The organism is Aminobacterium thunnarium, from assembly GCF_055390565.1.
The window spans coordinates 2,269,851-2,288,285 of sequence record NZ_AP042412.1; the positions used below are offsets into that span (position 1 = coordinate 2,269,851).

Consider the following 18,435-nt stretch of genomic DNA (forward strand, 5'->3'; position numbering starts at 1 on the left):
AGAAGGGGTAGTGTGATTCTTTTGAAAAAATTGCTTAACGGTTTAAACCGGATTGTAGAATATGCCGTCAGTCTTTTATTGATTGTTATGGTTGTTGTTGTTTTCTTACAAGTCATATTTCGCTTCGTTCTCCACTCTTCTCTGCCATGGTCAGAAGAACTTTCCAGATATATTCTTGTCTGGATTTCCTTTCTTGGGGCCAGTATTGGCGTTAAAAGGGGAGCACATATCGGTGTGGAAGTGGTTGTAAATATGTTGCCTCCAAAAATGAAAAAAGGTGTTGCTTTTCTGGCAACTCTCTGTGCAGCGGTATTTTTCGCACTCATGGTTATTTATGGACGTCGAATTCTTTTTATCGTTTCAGGACAGCGATCTCCGGCGATGGAAATATCCATGGGGATTCCTTATTCAGCCATTTTTGTAAGTGGTGTCCTCATGTTTATCTATTCCATCGAACAGGCCTTATCTATTGTTGTAGGAAGAAGGGATGAAGCCATATGACCACTGTTCTTTTTGCTAGTCTCATTTTGTTTTTTGTTATAAACGTGCCTATTGCTATAGCTATTGGTCTGGCTTCTGTTGCCGCTATTCTTTTTTCAGGGGCGATCCCTCCTATAGTAATAGTTCAAAAAATGTTTACGGCGGCAGATTCTTTTCCTCTCATGGCGGTGCCTTTTTTTATTCTCGCGGGCTCGTTAATGGAGTTTGGGGGTATTTCAAGACGTCTTGTTGAATTTGCCAACTCTATTGTGGGTCGTTTTTCTGGTGGATTAGCTTTTGTTGCCATTATAGCGAGTATGTTTTTTGGAGCGATCTCAGGAGCAGCGGTAGCTACAGTTGCTGCTATTGGAACTATTTTAATACCGGCAATGGTACGGCGGGGATACGACAAGCCTTTTGCTACAGCTGTTCAAGCAACTGCTGGTACTTTGGGCGTTATGATTCCACCAAGCATTCCTATGATAATTTACGGAGTTCTTACCGGAGTTTCTATAGGCGCTCTCTTTATGGGTGGCATTCTCCCTGGCATTCTTGTCGGTTGTTCTCTGATGTTTGTAGCCTGGCTAATATCCAGGAAAAAGGGGTATCATGGCGACGAAAAACCGACTTTAGGACGAATTTGGCAAACTTTTAAACAGGCAATTCTCGCCCTCATGATGCCTGTAATTATTCTGGGGGGAATCTATGGTGGTGTCTTTACCCCTACAGAAGCGGCAGTAGTGGCTGTCGTTTATGGCTTCATCGTCGGTTTTTTCATTTATAAGGAACTTCATCTTTCTCAACTGAAGAATATTCTTGTTACGACAGTTATGGGAACGTCGATGATCATGTTTATTATTGCCACTTCATCTGTTTTCAGCTGGATTCTTACTGCTGAACAAGTTCCTCAGGCCGTTGCAGAGGTTATTTTATCGATTTCAAAAAATCCTGTTGTTATCTTAACCCTCATTAACATCTTGCTCCTTTTCTTGGGAACGTTCATGGAAACAGTTGCGGCCATTATTATTTTGGTGCCTGTCTTATTGCCGGTCATTACTCAGATAGGTGTAGATCCTCTCCATTTTGGGATCGTATTAGTTGTAAACCTTGCAATAGGAATGGTTACTCCGCCATTGGGTGTATGCCTCTTCATTGGGTGCAGCATTGCCGATATCAAGCTTGAGGATATTACACGAGCAGTATGGCCATTTATTTTGATCATGGTTGTTGATGTTTTGCTTTTAACCTATCTTCCCTGGATCTCTACGGTTTTACCAAAATTGACTGGATTGTATTAATATTTATGCCCAAAAAGGGTTGACAGGCGAAATAATCGACAATATAATGTGTGGAAATATTCAAATAATTTGGACACAGAAGGAGGGTTCGAAATGCAGCTAGTTAAAAGTATGTTTCTTCAGTCTCTAATTTCTCTACCTGTAGTCGTTATTATTAGCAGCGGATCCCCTCCTGGTGTGATCGGCATTTAATTGCCCTTACTCACAAACACCAGAGCCGGGATCCGCTTTAAGCGGTTTCCGGCTTTTTTTATGGTCAAGGTCTCTATCCCAAGGAGAATGCCGCCAATAAGAAAAGAAGGGGGGAGATGAGGGTGGTTAAAGCGAAGAAAAGGGGAAAAGTACAGAGAGAGAATGCTATTGCGTTTTATGAAGTCGTGGATTCTATAGAGATGTTCAATTCAGAGGGACTTATCGAAGTTCGATGGAGAGGTCCTTTTGAAGGCTATCGTTAGATCATTCGAATAAATAATCTCACCTGCATTATGACGGAAGAGCTCTTCATGGAGAAGGGCTCTTTTTTATGGTATCATCTCAAGGGTCACCTATTGATACCTACCCCTATACTTTCCATGTGGCCAACGAGTAAATTTTGATAGTGAAGGAGAGAAATAACGGTGAAATACGACGTTATTATAGTGGGATCTGGGCCTGCAGGCATCTTTGCGGCCATGGAGTTAGTGAAGAATGATAAGAAAGTTCTTATAGTTGACAAAGGAAAAGTTATAAAAGACAGAAAATGTCCTATTCTTGAGGGACTTTCCCCTGTATGTGTCAATTGCAACTCGTGTAATATCGTTTCTGGATGGGGTGGGGCCGGATCTGCCTCTGACGGAAAGCTCACGCTGACCACTGGCTTTGGCGGAAATCTCGAAGAGTGCATAGGCGAAGATGCGCTTGAGAATATGATTCGGTATGTTGATGATGCTTTTGTCAGTTTTGGCGCAGATAAGAATTATTACGAACCGACAGGGGATATTGTAAAAGATACGATTCAAAGAGCAGCAAGTCGCGGAATAAAAATCATACCGGCTAGAATTCGTCACATAGGAACAGATGCTTCTCGCATGGTGCTTAATAACATGTATGAGGAGTTAAAGGAAAAGTGTGACATTCTCATGAATACGGAAGTAATGGAAGTCAAAGTTCGAAACGGAGTTATTGAAGGCATCGCCTTGAAGGATGGGCGTGAAATCGAGGCAGATAATGTTATTTTAGCTCCAGGCCGTGAAGGAAGTTCATGGCTTGAAGGCATTGTAAATCAATACAACCTGCCCATCGCTTCCATGCCAGTAGATATTGGGGTGCGGGTAGAAATATCAGATAGTATTTGTCAGGATCTAACCAATCACTTTTATGAAATTAAATGTCTTTACAATACCCCGACTTTTGACGATCGTTGTCGTACCTTTTGTATGAACCCGTCAGGCTTTGTTGTTCATGAATATAATAAGGCTCATGATCTCGTAACGGTAAATGGGCACAGTTTAAAGAATGTAAAGTCTAAAAATACGAATTTTGCTATTCTCGTAACAAAGAATTTTACGCAACCTTTTAATGATCCCATAGGCTACGCGACTCACATCGCCAAGTTGGCAAATATGTTGGCAGGCGGCGGAATTCTTGTTCAACGTTTGGGAGATCTTCGAGATGGACGTCGTTCAACAGAAGCTCGCATCATGAGGGGAATGGTAAAACCTACCGCCCAAGCTCAGCCCGGAGATTTGAGTCTTGTTTTACCCCATCGCTTTCTAACGGATATTGTAGAGTTTATAGAGGCTCTCAATATTATTATGCCGGGAATTAATATGAATGATACGCTTCTGTACGGAGTGGAAATCAAACTTTATTCTCTGCGTCTTGAATTGAAAGATACTCTTGAGACTCCTACAATTCAAAATCTCTATATGGCTGGAGACGGCGCAGGAGTCAGTCGAGGAATTATTCAGGCTGCTTCAAGTGGTGTTGTTGCTGCACGTTCAATTATTTTCAAGAAATAAAAATAAATCTCCCCGTTATCTTATGATGCGGGGAGATTCTTTATATTGTAATATTATGGTTACGCTTTAGCGTATGTACGTAATTGTATTTTCTTTACGACGTGGTGCTCCGTAGTGGCGGTCTGGATCTTTATATCCCATAGCGATACTATAAAAAGGTTCATATCCTTCTGGAACTCCGATCATTTTAAGCTCTTCTGGTGTAGCTGCGGCGAAGAAGAAACCAGAGAACCCAATCCAGCATGTTCCTACATTCAAAGATTCAGCTGCAAGAAGCATGTTCTCTATGGCTGCTGAGCAGTCTGCAATCGGTTTCAATAACGAATCTTCATTTTTTTTACCCGAAATGATAATAATAGTGGGAGCATTGTAATAGATATGAAATCCTTCCTTTTCTCCCATTCTACGAACCCAATCAACTGGCGATTTTTTCATAAGAGATACTGTTTTATCGCTGATCATATCGATTATTTCTTTCTTTTGAATAATTGTAAAATGCCATGGCTGATCGTTATGTCCGCTTGGGGCCCATATCCCAGCATCAAGTATTTGAGACAGTTCCTCATTACTTACTTGGGAAGGCAAGAAATGCCTGATACTTCGACGATTTTTTATTGTTTCGAGTACAAGGTTCATCTTCATCTCTCCTTTCATTGCTAGTAGGAATTTATATTATAGACTAAGAGTATTTCTCACTTGTGTATTAGGGTACAATGACAAATAAGTGCTCAAACGAGAAAGGGGGAAGTAACATGGCAATTGATCTCTCAACTGAGTATATGGGAGTGGAGTTAAAGAACCCGGTTATCGTAGGAGCCAGCGGCATTACATCGAACCTTGAAACTATTCGTAAAGCTGAAGAAGCAGGCGCGGGAGGCATAGTGATCAAATCGCTTTTTGAGGAGCAAATCGCTCTTGAATCTTTGGCTCTCGAACATGAATTAACTGACGATGACGAACGACACGCAGAGATGATTGCTCTTCATCCCGGAATAGCACATGCTGGTCCAGAAGAACATATTATGTGGGTAAATAAAATTATCAAAGATGCCCATGTCCCTGTTTTTGCGAGTTTGAACGCAGGAACGAAAAGTGTTTGGGTTGAATGGGCAGAGAAATTAAGCAAGACGGGAGTCCAGGGGCTGGAACTCAACCTTTACGCTATGCCTATAGATAAAAATATGAGTGGTTCACAGATCGAAAACGAGCAGCTAGCCACTGTTCAAGAAGTTTTGCGGGTGGTATCTATTCCTGTGTCTGTAAAATTAAGCCCTTTCTACACCAATCCGCTTCACTTTGTTTCAATGCTTGATCAGATGGGAACAAAGGGATATGTACTTTTCAATAATTTTATCAATCCAGATATAAATCCTGAAGAAGAAAAAGAAGAGAGAACTATTGTTATGAGTCATGAGAGAGACTCTCTTTTGCCACTTCGTTTCATCGCCCTTCTTTTTGGAACAGTCAATGGCAGCCTTTGCGCAAATAGGGGGATTTTTACAGGAGAAGATGTAGCTAAAATGCTACTTGCTGGTGCTGATTGTGTGCAGGTTGTGAGTGCTCTCTATAAGAACGGCATTGAATCAATACATACAATGGTCAATGATGTTGAACGCTGGATGGGGAAACATGGATATGGAGTTTTGGATGAGTGCAGGGGGGTATTAAGCAAGATGAGAGCGAAAGATCCATATTCATGGGAGCGGGCCCAGTACGTTGATATTTTAATGCGTAACGAGTCTCCATTTTTAGCTCGTCCAGATATTTAATAAGATAAAAAAGAAGGGGGAGCCTCTATTTTCAAGCTCTCCCTTTCATGCTTACGCTTTATATGCTTCAGTGCTAAGATATTTGTCACCTCGGTCACAGGCAATTGTAACGACTATATCGTCAGGACCGAATTTTTTTGCAGTCTGAATGGCAGCCCAGACGTTTGCTCCTGTAGAAATTCCGCAGAAAAGCCCAACATGATGAGCAAGCCAGCGAGTTGTTTCCAATGCTGCCTGGTCTTCTACTGTCGTTACGTGCGTTAGTATCTCTTTTTTGAGTGTTTTGGGAATAAATCCTGCCCCTATCCCCTGAATTTTATGTGCCCCGGCCTTTCCTCCGCTGAGAATAGGACTCCCTGAAGGTTCAACTCCGATAATTTGCAGTGCAGGGTAAACAGCTTTTAGTATCGTTCCTGTTCCGGTAATAGTTCCTCCCGAACCGATGCCGGCGACGAAGGCCGCAATCGACTTTCCCTTCATTTCCGAAAGAATCTCTGGTGCAGTCGTGACACTGTGAGCCCATGGATTCCCAGGATTACTGAATTGGTCGGGCATGTACGCTCCCGGAGTCTCAGTGAGAATGCGTTGGGCCAGGGCGATGGCACCTTTCATCCCTTCTGAAGCAGGAGAGAGATGAAGTTTTGCTCCATAGGCAGCCAAAACAGAACGACGTTCCTGTGACATGGATTCGGGCATTGTCAAAATAACTTTGAGGCCGAGGGCCTGGCCAAGCATGGCTAAGGCGATACCTGTGTTACCTGATGTGGGTTCGACAATAACCGTATTGTCATGAAGAAGTCCTCTCTCTTCTGCATAACGAAGCATTCCCCAGGCAGCTCTGTCTTTTACCGAGCCACCGATATTTGTACCTTCTAATTTTATAGCAATAGATGCAGCTTGAGGGTCAGGACGAAGGATAAAAAGAGGCGTATGTCCAATAAGTTGTCTCAAGGCAATTTGATCTGTTTTATAAATCATGTTAAGCAACCTCCTCATTTCTGTAATTTTTCAGTGCATCAAGTTCTTTTTCCAATCTGTTGATTCGATCAAGCAATATCTTTATTGAAAGAGAAGTATCATTACTATCCGTTTCTGTATGGCGAACCAATGGAGATGCCGGGATTCCAACTACAGTGGCACCTGCTTTCACATCTTTGACGACGACGGCCCCCGCACCTATTTTTGCTCCTTCTCCAACGGTGATATTACCTAAAAGGCAGGCTCTGGCTCCAATCATTACATTGTCTTCCACTGTTGGATGGCGTTTCCCCTGTTCTTTTCCTGTTCCGCCTAACGTTACGCCATGATAGAGTCTTACGTTATTTCCCACTTCAGCCGTTTCCCCAATGACAATCCCCATACCATGGTCAATAAAAAATCCTTTCCCTATTTTTGCTCCAGGATGAATTTCTATGCCTGTGAGCCATCGCATAATATGACTGAGCAGTCGTGGAAGAAATGGAATATGAAGGGTTGCATGTAGAAAATGGATGATTCTATGAACTACGATAGCATGAAGGCCAGGATAGCAAAAAATAACCTCAAGCCATCCTGAAACGCCCCCCTTAAATGCAGGGTCATTTCCTGGAACAGCTAAAACATCGGATTTGAGAGTCTCCCAAGCGTTTATTACATATGAAACAAATTTTCTCATTTTTTGATACCTCCGGTAAATAATCTGATTTAGAAAACAGGCATATGGACAATCAGATTCCATTGGCATCACTTCCTTTCTTAAAAAAAAGCGGGCTTGTCATATTTGACAAGCCCGCCGATCTCGATTTTCTATTCTTATTATTAGAGAGCGCTTTATTTTGGCTACAACGGGCTATATACCCACCGCAGCCTGATGTTTTACGCTACGGGGAGACAGTTAGTTTCTTCTCCCACAACAACAAAAATTAAAAGTAGCATTAAAAACCAATAGTATCGCTCCCTTCAGATAGCCTACTATACGAAAGCCTAGCGTATCTGTCAAGAAATTTTTAGTCGATTTGTTTACATATAGCTTCTGTTACTGAAAAAGTTGTTCCATTCCCTCCAAATTCCATAGGGAGATTTCGCGAGTCTGCTTTTTCTAAGAAAGAGCAGACAGCTCTTTCAACAGAATGTGCAGCTTCTCTCTCTCCAAGATGTGCAAGCATAAGAGCACCAGAAAGAAGGGCCGCTATGGGGTTGGCTTTTCCCGTTCCGGCAATATCTGGGGCAGATCCATGAATAGGCTCGAACATGGAGAGGCTGTCTCCTATATCTGCACCTGCGGCTACGCCAAGGCTGCCTGACAACCCAGCCAGAAGGTCGCTGACTATATCTCCGAACATATTGGGAGCAACAATAACGTTAAAGGCAGAAGGGTTTCGAACAAGGTGATAACACATGGCGTCGACATTCATTATCGATACCTTCATATTGTGTATAGAAGCTTCATCTCTCGTCACTTCTTCCCAAAATCCGTACATTTGAGGAAGGGCATTTGATTTTGAAACAAGAGTTATGTTTGAGTCTCCTCTTCTTTCTGCTTCTTTGCACGCATAGGCTGTAACTCGACGAATGCCAGGTTCAGAGGCTATCCCCATCTGGAAAGCCCCTCGTGTTTTTGTATTGAAATTGCCCGAGATTTGACCTTTAAATGAGTAAAGATTTCGTTGCAATTCAAGTTTTTCTTTTATGTATCCTGTTTCTGTTATTCCTCCAATCCCGACATAAAAGTCTTCAGTATTTTCCCGAACGACTAAGGTGTTAAATTCTTTTCCTGCCTCTATTTGGATGGGAAGAGGAACTTTAGGATATCTTTTTGCCGGGCGAAGATTGACATATTGATCAAAATAGAAGCGAAGTGTAAGCAAAATACCCCGTTCGAGAATTCCCGGCTTTACCCGCGGGTCCCCCACAGCACCTAAGAAAAGAGCATCACATGAAGCCATTTCTTTCAATGCGGAATCCGGAAGTATCTCGTTGGTGCGAAGATAGTAATCAGCCCCAAAGGGATAGTCGATCCATTCAATGGCAAAATTTGATTTAGATGCTGCTGCTTCAAGAACTTTTGATGCTTCATAAATAACTTCAGGCCCTATTCCATCTCCAGGGATTCGCGCCAATGTATATTTTTTAGAGTTCATCTTATTCCCCCCTGACTGAAAGTTGTTTTTGTACATAAGGTATGAGACCACCTTGTTCTATAAGCTCTTGCAAAAATGGAGAAAAGGGAACAACAGAAAAGACCTTTCCCTGAGAAATATTTTCTATCGTTCCTTCTTCTGGTTTGATTATAAGTTCGTCACCGTTTTCGATAGCGGCAACAGCTTCCGGACATTCAAAAATGGGAAGCCCCACATTAATGGCATTTCTGAAAAATATTCGAGCGAAAGACGCAGTAATAACGCAACTACAACCAGCACCTTTTATTGCGAGTGGAGCATGCTCACGAGACGAGCCGCATCCAAAGTTTTCACCTGCCACAATAATGTCTCCACTTGCTACCTTTTTAGAAAATTCGGCATCGATATCTTCCATACAATGGGATCCGAGTTCTGTTTCATTACTTGAAGTGAGATATCGGGCCGGAATGATGACGTCGGTATCAATATTATCTGAAAATGTCCAGGCTTTTCCCTGAAGATTTTGTGCCATACTATTTCCCCTCCAGTGTTGTGAAAAATTCATGAGACGCTACGTTTCTCGGATCTGTAAGTTTTCCCGTAATGGCACTTGCAGCAGCCACTAACGGACTGGCCAGTATAAGCTCACTTTGGGAATGCCCCATTCGACCTACAAAGTTTCGATTGCTTGTAGAAACGCACCGTTCTCCCGCTGCCAGAATTCCCATATGGCCCCCAAGGCATGGTCCGCATGTAGGCGTACAGACAACGGCTCCCGCATTGGCGAAAATTTGAATGTATCCCTTTTCAAGAGCGCGATTATAAACTTCATATGATGCGGGGATGACAATGCATCGAAGATTCTCTGCTACCTTTTTCCCCTTCATGAGAAGAGCTGCAATCTCTATATCTCTGAACCTCCCATTTGTGCAAGATCCAATGAAAACCTGATGAATATCGAGAGGATGGCACGATGAAACCGAGGTTACATTATCAGGAGAGTGGGGAAGGGCAACGACTGGCTCCATGTGAGTTACATCAATAGTTTCTCTGCGAGTATAGGCGGCGTTTATATCGGGATATATGGGAATAAAGGTTCGCTTGGCCCGTTTCGAGGCGTATTCAAGTGTCATTTCATCAGGAACAAAGATGCCGACCTTTGCTCCTGCCTCAACAGCCATATTTGAGATGGTGAAACGATCGTCCATGGGAAGATTTTCAACGGCTTCCCCTCCGAATTCAAGTGCCATGTAACGGGCTCCCTGAACGCCTATTTGGCCTAAGAGAGAGAGAATCATATCTTTCCCGGTGATCCAGCCCGGTCTTTCCCCTACAAAGTCAACTCTTAATGTCTGAGGAACTTTCAACCATGTTTCGCCCAACGCCCATACGGCTGCAAGATCCGAACTTCCCATTCCGGTTGAAAGGGCTCCCAAAGCTCCACCGGTGCACGTATGACTATCCGCGCCAGTTACAATATCTCCAGGGAGAATATATCCTTGTTCAGGAAGAAATGCGTGTTCTATTCCTACTCGTCCTACTTCCCAGTAGAGCATATTCTGTGATTTTGCAAATTCTTTTCCCCTTTTGGTCTGTTCTGCTGATGCAATGTCGCGATTTGGTGTAAAGTGATCGGGTAACACGGCACATCTTTGAGGATCAAAGACGTGCCGTGCTCCCATTTTGCGAAAAGAGTTTACGGCAGGAGGCGTAGTAATATCATTAGCAAAAGCAAAGTCTACGCGAACCTTGCAGATCTCTCCTTCCCTGGCGGATTCCTTACTATGTGCTGCGATAATAGAGCTAACCAACGTTCTTGCCATAGAGACACACTCCTTTAATTTTTGGGGTAACCAGATATGAAGCGTCTACTGGGCCCTTGCCAAAAGATTGCTCGTAATCATTGCCTCCAGATCGTCTGACGTTACAATTTCTTTACGATCGCAGAGTTCTTTGAAAAGGGTCATTGTTTCGGTAAGGCGGTCTTCTGAAATAGAGAAACCCAGCTCTTCTATTTGTTTTCTGAAAGCATGCTTCCCAGAGTGTTTCCCCAAAACAAGTCGGCTTCCAGGGGCTCCTACATCCTCGGGGTTCATAATTTCATAGGTGGCTTTATTACAAAGAACGCCATGTTGATGAATTCCCGCTTCATGGGCAAAGGCGTTAGCGCCTACAATGGCTTTATTGGGAGGAACCGCAAACCCCGTCATTCGAGAGACAAGTGAACTCAACGTATAAAGACAAGTCGTATCGAGATTTGTTTCGTATTGAAAGCAGTCTTTTCTCGTTTTGAGGGCCATAACAACTTCTTCAAGAGACGTATTGCCAGCTCGTTCTCCAATACCGTTTATTGTGCATTCAACCTGTCTGGCACCGGCACGTATAGCTGAGAGAGAATTTGCTACTGCCAATCCAAGATCGTTGTGACAATGAACAGACCACGTTACATTGTTTAGCCCTGATGCCTTGATAACAGTTTTAATGAACCCTGCAAATTCATGGGGTACAGCGTATCCTACTGTATCTGGAATGTTTAAAGTGGTTGCTCCGCACCGAGCAGCGGTACGAAAGACTTCAGCTAAGAAGGATGGATCTGAACGACTTGCATCTTCTGCAGAAAATTCGACACTCTCCACGAGACTTCTTGCAAAGGTTACTCCTTTTTCTACTTCAGCAAGTACCTCCTGGGGAGTCATTTTGAGCTTGTACTCCATATGAATAGGACTTGTTGCAATAAACGTGTGAATCATCGGATGGGCTGCGCTTTTTAAAGCTTCATAAGCGGTACCGATATCGTGACGTTTTGTTCTGGCAAGGCCAGCTATCGTTGTTCCGGAAACGTTATCAGCGATACGTTTTACAGCTTCAAAATCTCCGTGAGAGGCTGCAGGAAATCCAGCTTCAATAATATCAACCTTCATTTTTGCAAGTTGAGTTGCTATCTGAAGTTTTTCTTCTTTATTGAGATTGATTCCAGCTGCCTGTTCTCCATCTCTGAGAGTAGTGTCGAAAATGCGAATCGTTTCATTGGTGTCCATTGTTCTCTCTCCCTTCTTTTTTCTGTAGAAGTAAAAAAGCATAAAAAAAAGCCGGGACCCCTTTTTCAGAGGTCCCGGCCTGAGTTTGCCAGAAAACAGCTACAAGGCTGCTGGCGTTCCAGACAGGAACCAGCAACCGAGGAGGAGGAGAGACAAAGAAGAAATGGCAGTTAAGTTATTCATGTAACCTATTTTCACGGTAAAGTCTCCTCCTTTTTTAATTTCGTTCAAAATAAGAATGGGGTTATTTTATGAATAACTACCCCGTCTTGTCAATATACGAATTCAGAATTTCCAAATTCTTTCGAGTTTATTTACTTGTCTTTTGTATAAGAAGCCCCTTGAGATAGTTAGTTTCGGGAATTTCAAGAGCGATAGGATGATCTTCAGGTTGATGCCCTTCACGAACAATCCGAAAAGTACTTTTAGTGTCAAAAGCGGCATCACTAAGCACATCTATAAGCATTTGCCGACTAAAAGCATGACTACAGCAAAGATACAAAAGAATTCCTTCAGAACGGAGAAGCCGATAGGCCCGAAGGGCTAACTCTTTATAGCCTCGTCTGGCAGATTCTATCTGTGCTTTCCCTGGAGAAAAGGGCGGCGGATCCATAATAATTATGTCAAACGTCTTTTTTTCCGCTTCCAGCGCTCGCAGTTCATCGAAAGCGTTTCCATGATGGAAATGAACGTTTTCAGAAGAAAGTCCGTTTAAAGAGATATTTTCTTCGTAAACAGATAAAGCTTCTTGCGATTGCTCAATAGCTGTTATGGAGCGGGCTCCCCAGTGGAGAGCGTGTAGCCCAAAGTGCCCCTGAAAGGAAAAGCAATCAAGAACATCAGCACGAGGGCAAACTTCTTTAAAAAGGTTAGGCAGGTTTCGAACATCAAGATATATTCCTGTCTTTTGGCCAGCAAGGGGGTAGACGCGTTCTTGCATTTCATAAAAAGGAATATCAACGCTATCCCCTTCAGGTAAAGTTCCCCATAGAAGCCGATTTTCGCGTGGAATACCTTCTTGTTCCAGATAACGAACATCATTGCGAAGCACAATAGCGTTAAGGGGAAGAAGTTCAAGAAGCGTGCCGATGATCATCTCTCGATTTCTATACCATCCTGCAGATAGAAGTTGCATGCAGGCTACCGAACCGTATATATCTATAATTAAGCCCGGTAAACCATCAGATTCACTGTGAACAAGACGGAAAGCACTAGCTTGAGGAAGCCAGCGTTTTCTAGATGCGAGACTCGTGACCAAGCGTTCTCGAAGCAATGCGTGAAGTTCTGGTTTCTCTGTGTCAAAAGAAAGAACGCGAATACAAAGTGCTCCAGCCCCCCAGAACCCCCATCCTTCAATTTTCCCGCGGTTATTATAAAGAGAAATAAAATCGCCAGGTTCGGCTTGTGGAAAAGTTGCAAGATGACCTTTAAAAATCCATGGGTGTCTTTTGTGCAGACGGTCAAGGCCTTTGCGATTAAGAATAGCGCCTTTAATTTTACTCATACATATTCACCAACTTAAGCGGGGGTATCAGATGATAACCCCCGCTAAATCTTTACGTTTTTTACATTTTAAATTATAGACGATTTCCTGGGCGATACCGTTGAAGTTTCGATAAATTTCTAGAAACTCTTGCCCAATAAACAGAAGACGGGCCGCCATAATAACGTCCCAAAGCTTTTTCTGGTGATCCATAGGCTCTCAGATATCTTGAAATCAAAAGACAGCCAGCAGCGATCCCCTTTTCAGGCGTGTAGAGTTCCTCTTCACTGCGAATGCCATTGGCCCGCAATAAATTCTCATGAACTCTCCATGTGACTTGCATAACACCAGCAGCACCGTGGGAACTTCGCGCGTTGGGATTGAAATGACTTTCCGTATTTGCTACCGCTACTACAAGATCAAGAGGAGCTCCATATTTGATGGAATACCTCAAAAAGGCAGCGGCTTGTCGTGCTGCAATATCTCTCGAAATGGCCGGATTTTGTTTCTGAATGAAACGGGTAAGCATGCTCATTGTTTCTACAGAATCCTGAATGGTTTCTGAAAGGGTAAAAAGTGGATTTGTATACGTTAATGTAACATCTGAAAAACGATTCGTTACAAAACGACCTATCTGGTAAAACGAAGCGACAACAGGCTCTGAACTCCAATCGTGAAGTTGAATTTTCTGAGACTGTATCGTTCCTCTCCTGTTTCGTGGAGAGGCATGAATATAGCGACTTCCTGCAGTAAAGGCTAATAGCCCGGCCATGGAGAGTAGTAAAACAGTGAGGATACTACGTCGAATACCTTTCCTCATACTGTTTCCCTCCTTTCAAAGTGCAGAAAAAATTAAAAGCCTTTCACAGACTAGCTATGAAAGGCAATAAGAAATTATATCGATAGGGAAGAGATGTGCAACTTTTGTAGCGCTTTATTAAGAAAAGAAAATAGATTATCGTAAAAATAAAGAGTTTTGTTTTGGGAGAATACTAAAATTAGTCTGAAAAAAACGGTCAAATGGTGTAAAATATATAGAGAAAAAAAGAACAAAGTCTAGAGGGGAAAACCAGACTTTAAAGAAAAAAAGTACAAATTATAAAAGTATAACGTATGTAGTATAATTTATACACTTTGTGCGAGCACGTAGCATTTTGCAGATGAAAGGGTATTAGGAGGCAGTACTTACAATGAAGCTTTTAACATTTAGAGGTGGGGTCCATCCTCCCGATAACAAACATTGGACATCGGATCAACCGGTAGAAATAGTATTACCAAAGGGAGACCTTGTCTACCCTATGGGGCAACATATAGGAGCTCCGTGTGTTCCTGCTGTGAAAAAAGGAGACAGAGTTCTCGTTGGGCAAAAAATAGGAGAGCCGCAGGGGCCCGTATCAGCAGCTATTTACGCCAGTGTTTCTGGAACTGTTAAAAACGTAACGGCTATGCCTACTCCTTCTGGAATTGATATGCTCTCAGTTATTGTTGAGAATGACGGTCTTTACGAAGAGATAGAGCCGTTGAACTGTCGGTCTTTTGGGAATTTAACGGCTTCGGAGTTGCGAGATATCATACGTGATGCTGGTATTGTCGGTATGGGAGGCGCTTGTTTCCCTGCCTGTATTAAGCTTACACCGCCTGCCGAATGTGTTATTGATCATGTTATTGTGAATGCAGCCGAGTGTGAACCATATCTCACTTCTGACTATCGTCTTATGCTTGAGGAAGCAGAGGCTATTGCAGAGGGAGCCAAGATCTTACTTCAGATTTTCCCGAAAGCTCATCTTCATATAGCAATAGAAGATAACAAGCCACTGGCTATAGAGAAGATGAAAAAGGCTGTTCAGGGCATAGAAAATGTAACGGTGAATGTTCTGAAGACCAAATATCCCCAAGGTGGAGAGAAACAGCTCATATTTGCGGTTACAGGGCGAGAAGTTCCCTCTGGGAAACTTCCTGCTGATGCGGGGTGTGTGGTCAGCAATGCGTACACTGTCTACGAGATCCGTAATGCCGTTGTAACAGGGAGAACCTCTCTTTCTCGAATCGTAACGGTTTCAGGAGATGCAGTTGCTACACCTAAAAATATGAAAGTACGTTTAGGAACATCTTTCCGTGAACTTATAGAGGCTGCAGGTGGTTTTGTAACTCCGCCCGTTAAGGTCTTAGCCGGTGGCCCTATGATGGGCATGTCGGTAAATAGCCTTGATGTTCCAGTTATTAAGGGTACGTCTGGCATTATTGCTCTCTCTGATAAAGCTGTTCATCTGTATGATGAATATCCATGTATTCGTTGTGGACGATGTGTAGAAGCTTGTCCCATGGGGCTTCTTCCCTTTAAACTCAATGCTCTCTCTCTCAAGAATGATTACATGGGATTTAAGGAAAATGGCGGAATGAACTGTATAGAGTGTGGATCATGCTCTTTTATGTGCCCCTCTAAGAGGCATTTGGTGCAATCGTGCCGAGAGGCGAAACGATCCGTCATCGCAGCGATGAAGAGAAAGGGGTAACGTAAAGGATGTCTGAAAAGAAATTGATTGTATCATCATCTCCCCATCTCCGCTCGCACACAACTGTACAGACAGTTATGGGAGATGTGCTTATCGCTCTTGTGCCTGCTATGATAGCGGCCTTTTATTTTTTTGGTCTTCAGGCGGTAATGGTTGTTGCTGTATGCGTTCTTTCTTGTGTTCTTTCTGAGGCTCTTTGCCAAAAAGCTATGAACCGTACGTCGACGATAAAAGATCTTAGTGCAGTTGTTACCGGCTTGCTTTTAGCTTTTAACCTTCCTCCTACAGTGCCCCTTTGGCTTGCGGCTGTTGGGGGAGTCTTTGCCATAATAGTGGTGAAGCAGTTTTTTGGAGGAATTGGACAGAATATAGTGAACCCAGCTCTTGCTGCTCGGGCTGTTCTTTTGGCGTCATGGCCAGTTTCTATGACAACGTGGACCATTGATGGGGTTTCTACGGCTACGCCTCTTGCTCTTCTAAAAGAGGGGACGCTGTCATCTCTTCCCTCTTTGACCGATGTTTTTATCGGCCATGTTGGAGGATGCATAGGGGAAACATCGGCTTTGGCCCTGCTTTTGGGAGGCGCCTATCTTCTCTTCAGAAAGGTAATAAGCTGGCATATTCCCGTAGTCTATATTGCTACTGTATTTGTTCTTACAGCCATTTTGGGACGCGATGGTTTTATGTCTGCAAATCCATTGTACGAAATTTTTCTTGGCGGACTTATGTTGGGTGCCTTTTTTATGGCTACCGATTATACGACGTCACCTATGACTAAACAGGGACAAGTCATCTTTGCTTTAGGGTGTGGGGTTTTAACAACATTGATACGTTTATATGGAGGGTACGCGGAAGGCGTATCGTACTCCATTCTTATTATGAATCTTTTTGTTCCGCTTATTGATAGAGTAACAGTTCCGCGGATTTTCGGAGAGGTGAGATAGGTGAAGAAAATTTACAAGCTTGGAGCCACTCTCTTTCTCATAACGGCGGTAGCGGGACTTCTTCTTGGCTGGGTTCATGCTGTTACCGAGGAACCTATTGCCCGTCTTCTTGAAAAAGAGAAGATTGAAGCTATGAAAGCAACTCTTCCTGTAGCGCAGGAATTTAAATTGTTGAATGCGGATCTTACTTCCAGCGGCATTATTCGCGAAGTTAACGAAGGATATAACAATGGAAACATTGTTGGATACAATATCAAAGTTGCCCCTAAAGGATATGGCGGAGTTATTGAAATGATGGTGGGTATCTCAATAGATGGAACGTTACGGGGTATTCAGATTCTTTCTCATAGCGAAACTCCGGGTTTGGGTGCAGAAGCGGGGAAACCTGCCTTTTCAAATCAGTTTTCCGATCGCCATGTTGATGCTCTCTCTGTTGTAAAGGGAGAGACTTCAAATGAAAATGAAATACAGGCAATGACTGGTGCCACTATTACATCCAGGGCCGTAACAGATGGAGTCAATCAGGCCTTGCGCTTTTTCCACTCCAGTCTGAAAGGAGAAGGAGCATAGTGGGTATGATCATAGAGAGACTCAAAAATGGAATTATAAAAAACAACCCTACTTTTGTGCAAGTTATTGGTATGTGCCCTACTCTTGCCGTAACGACAAGTGCTGAAAACGGTCTGGGCATGGGGCTCGCTGCCACAGTAGTTCTGATGGGGTCGAATGTTGTTATTTCAGCATTGAAGCGACTTATTCCCGATGAAATCAGAATACCGGCGTTCATCATTATCATCGCCACTTTTGTGACTTTAATTCAATTTTTTATGCAGGCCTTTCTTCCTGCCCTCAACAAGGCGTTGGGAATATTTATTCCTTTGATCGTCGTTAATTGCATTATATTGGGTCGTGCAGAGGCCTATGCTTCTAAAAACAGCGTTCTACCTTCTCTTTTCGATGCAATTGGTATGGGCTTGGGTTTTACCCTTGCGTTGGTAGTTTTGGGGTCTATTAGAGAGCTCTTGGGTACAGGAACTGTTTTTGGCATGTCTCTTCTTCCTGCAACCTATAATCCAGCCCTCATCATGATATTGGCTCCTGGCGGCTTTTTGACTCTCGGTATGCTTATGGCTCTTATTAATTTCATTAACATGAAAAGAAAGAAAGAAAACGAGAGAATAAGCCGTTATGCCGATGCATAAAGTGTTTTAAAAAGGAGACTTGTGATGAGCTTTTTTGCCATATTTATTGATGCTCTTTTAGTGCATAATATCGTTCTCTCAAGGTTTTTGGGTATCTGTCCTTTCCTTGGAGTTTCGAGCAAAGTCGGCACAGCTGTAGGAATGGGACTTGCCGTAGTCTTTGTTATATTTCTTTCTTCTATTATGACATGGCTGGTATATAACTTGGTGCTTGTTCCACTTGACATAACATATCTTTCTACACTGGCCTTTATTTTGGTTATAGCAGCTTTAGTTCAGTTCGTAGAGATGGTGGTTCGAAAGAAGTGGGAATCTCTCTATTGGGCCCTTGGTATTTACCTTCCTCTCATTACGACAAACTGTGCTGTTTTAGGTGTTGCCGTTATCAATATGAATGAAAATTACACCCTGCTTCAGGCGATAGTTCACTCTCTTGGCGCTTCTTTGGGCTTTTTGCTTGCTATCGTTCTTATGGCGGGATTGCGAGAAAGGCTTCAGGAGAATACAAATATGCCAAAAGCGCTGCAGGGATTGCCCATCAGTCTTATTACAGCAGCCTTAATGTCGATAGCGTTTTTAGGCTTTAGTGGATTGATTTCGTAGGAGGGAA

19 protein-coding genes are annotated in these 18,435 nt (G+C 43.0%); 10 read left to right on the forward strand and 9 right to left on the reverse strand.

What is annotated here, in order from left to right; translation table 11 throughout:
* Positions 1–12 precede the first annotated feature (12 nt).
* From ACZ5GY_RS11100 to ACZ5GY_RS11115, 4 genes are all read left to right on the forward strand, one after another.
* Positions 13–501, forward strand: a complete 489-nt coding sequence (locus ACZ5GY_RS11100; protein WP_307879614.1) for a TRAP transporter small permease — start codon at positions 13–15, stop codon at positions 499–501.
* A complete protein-coding gene (locus tag ACZ5GY_RS11105) occupies positions 498–1,778 on the forward strand; it encodes a TRAP transporter large permease (RefSeq protein ID WP_213691438.1) in 1,281 nt (426 codons plus the stop codon). The genes ACZ5GY_RS11100 and ACZ5GY_RS11105 overlap by 4 nt, the downstream gene beginning before the upstream one ends.
* Before the next feature lie 314 nt (positions 1,779–2,092).
* Positions 2,093–2,233: a hypothetical protein gene (locus tag ACZ5GY_RS11110; protein WP_213691437.1), complete on the forward strand. Its 141-nt coding sequence runs from the start codon at positions 2,093–2,095 to the stop codon at positions 2,231–2,233.
* A 162-nt stretch (positions 2,234–2,395) separates the two neighbouring features.
* The gene (locus ACZ5GY_RS11115; protein ID WP_213695604.1) at positions 2,396–3,778 is read left to right on the forward strand and encodes an NAD(P)/FAD-dependent oxidoreductase; all 1,383 of its coding nucleotides are present in this window, start codon (positions 2,396–2,398) and stop codon (positions 3,776–3,778) included.
* Between the two features lie 66 nt (positions 3,779–3,844).
* Here ACZ5GY_RS11115 and ACZ5GY_RS11120 read toward each other — a convergent pair whose 3' ends face one another.
* Positions 3,845–4,414 (reverse strand): nitroreductase family protein, encoded by a 570-nt coding sequence (locus tag ACZ5GY_RS11120; RefSeq protein WP_213691435.1) that lies wholly within the window; start codon positions 4,412–4,414, stop codon positions 3,845–3,847.
* Between the two features lie 116 nt (positions 4,415–4,530).
* Here ACZ5GY_RS11120 and ACZ5GY_RS11125 point away from each other — a divergent pair, with 116 nt between their 5' ends.
* Positions 4,531–5,547 (forward strand): dihydroorotate dehydrogenase-like protein, encoded by a 1,017-nt coding sequence (locus tag ACZ5GY_RS11125; protein ID WP_213695605.1) that lies wholly within the window; start codon positions 4,531–4,533, stop codon positions 5,545–5,547.
* 51 nt (positions 5,548–5,598) lie between these two features.
* Here the strand turns inward: ACZ5GY_RS11125 and cysK are convergent, their stop codons facing one another.
* The 8 genes from cysK to ACZ5GY_RS11165 all read right to left on the reverse strand — a co-directional run bounded on the left by cysK (position 5,599) and on the right by ACZ5GY_RS11165 (position 13,986).
* Positions 5,599–6,525 carry a cysteine synthase A gene (gene cysK / locus ACZ5GY_RS11130; RefSeq protein ID WP_213701658.1) on the reverse strand — a complete coding sequence of 309 codons (927 nt, stop codon included), beginning with the start codon at positions 6,523–6,525 and terminating at the stop codon, positions 5,599–5,601.
* 1 nt (position 6,526) lies between these two features.
* Positions 6,527–7,201 (reverse strand): serine O-acetyltransferase, encoded by a 675-nt coding sequence (cysE, locus tag ACZ5GY_RS11135; RefSeq protein WP_464111871.1) that lies wholly within the window; start codon positions 7,199–7,201, stop codon positions 6,527–6,529.
* Between the two features lie 331 nt (positions 7,202–7,532).
* Positions 7,533–8,666, reverse strand: a complete 1,134-nt coding sequence (locus ACZ5GY_RS11140) for an isocitrate/isopropylmalate dehydrogenase family protein (RefSeq protein WP_464111872.1) — start codon at positions 8,664–8,666, stop codon at positions 7,533–7,535.
* 1 nt (position 8,667) lies between these two features.
* On the reverse strand, positions 8,668–9,177 hold the full coding sequence (locus ACZ5GY_RS11145; protein ID WP_213691601.1) for a 3-isopropylmalate dehydratase small subunit: 510 nt from the start codon (positions 9,175–9,177) through the stop codon (positions 8,668–8,670).
* A gap of 1 nt (position 9,178) precedes the next feature.
* The gene (locus ACZ5GY_RS11150; RefSeq protein ID WP_213699722.1) at positions 9,179–10,468 is read right to left on the reverse strand and encodes a 3-isopropylmalate dehydratase large subunit; all 1,290 of its coding nucleotides are present in this window, start codon (positions 10,466–10,468) and stop codon (positions 9,179–9,181) included.
* Between the two features lie 45 nt (positions 10,469–10,513).
* A complete protein-coding gene (locus ACZ5GY_RS11155) occupies positions 10,514–11,683 on the reverse strand; it encodes a 2-isopropylmalate synthase (RefSeq protein ID WP_307879613.1) in 1,170 nt (389 codons plus the stop codon).
* A gap of 310 nt (positions 11,684–11,993) precedes the next feature.
* Positions 11,994–13,187 carry a class I SAM-dependent rRNA methyltransferase gene (locus ACZ5GY_RS11160; protein ID WP_213691599.1) on the reverse strand — a complete coding sequence of 398 codons (1,194 nt, stop codon included), beginning with the start codon at positions 13,185–13,187 and terminating at the stop codon, positions 11,994–11,996.
* A 73-nt stretch (positions 13,188–13,260) separates the two neighbouring features.
* A complete protein-coding gene (locus ACZ5GY_RS11165; RefSeq protein ID WP_213691598.1) occupies positions 13,261–13,986 on the reverse strand; it encodes a transglycosylase SLT domain-containing protein in 726 nt (241 codons plus the stop codon).
* 370 nt (positions 13,987–14,356) lie between these two features.
* Between ACZ5GY_RS11165 and rsxC the strand changes: the two genes are divergently transcribed.
* The 5 genes from rsxC to rsxA are packed head-to-tail and all read left to right on the forward strand — an operon-like array spanning position 14,357 to position 18,428.
* Positions 14,357–15,679: an electron transport complex subunit RsxC gene (rsxC, locus tag ACZ5GY_RS11170; RefSeq protein ID WP_464111873.1), complete on the forward strand. Its 1,323-nt coding sequence runs from the start codon at positions 14,357–14,359 to the stop codon at positions 15,677–15,679.
* 8 nt (positions 15,680–15,687) lie between these two features.
* Entirely contained in the window at positions 15,688–16,623 is a 936-nt protein-coding gene (locus tag ACZ5GY_RS11175) for an RnfABCDGE type electron transport complex subunit D (protein ID WP_213691596.1), read from the forward strand.
* Positions 16,624–17,193 (forward strand): RnfABCDGE type electron transport complex subunit G, encoded by a 570-nt coding sequence (locus tag ACZ5GY_RS11180; RefSeq protein WP_213699719.1) that lies wholly within the window; start codon positions 16,624–16,626, stop codon positions 17,191–17,193.
* A 5-nt stretch (positions 17,194–17,198) separates the two neighbouring features.
* On the forward strand, positions 17,199–17,825 hold the full coding sequence (rsxE, locus tag ACZ5GY_RS11185; RefSeq protein ID WP_374047588.1) for an electron transport complex subunit RsxE: 627 nt from the start codon (positions 17,199–17,201) through the stop codon (positions 17,823–17,825).
* A 24-nt stretch (positions 17,826–17,849) separates the two neighbouring features.
* A complete protein-coding gene (rsxA, locus tag ACZ5GY_RS11190; protein WP_213691593.1) occupies positions 17,850–18,428 on the forward strand; it encodes an electron transport complex subunit RsxA in 579 nt (192 codons plus the stop codon).
* The last annotated feature ends 7 nt before the right edge of the window (positions 18,429–18,435 follow it).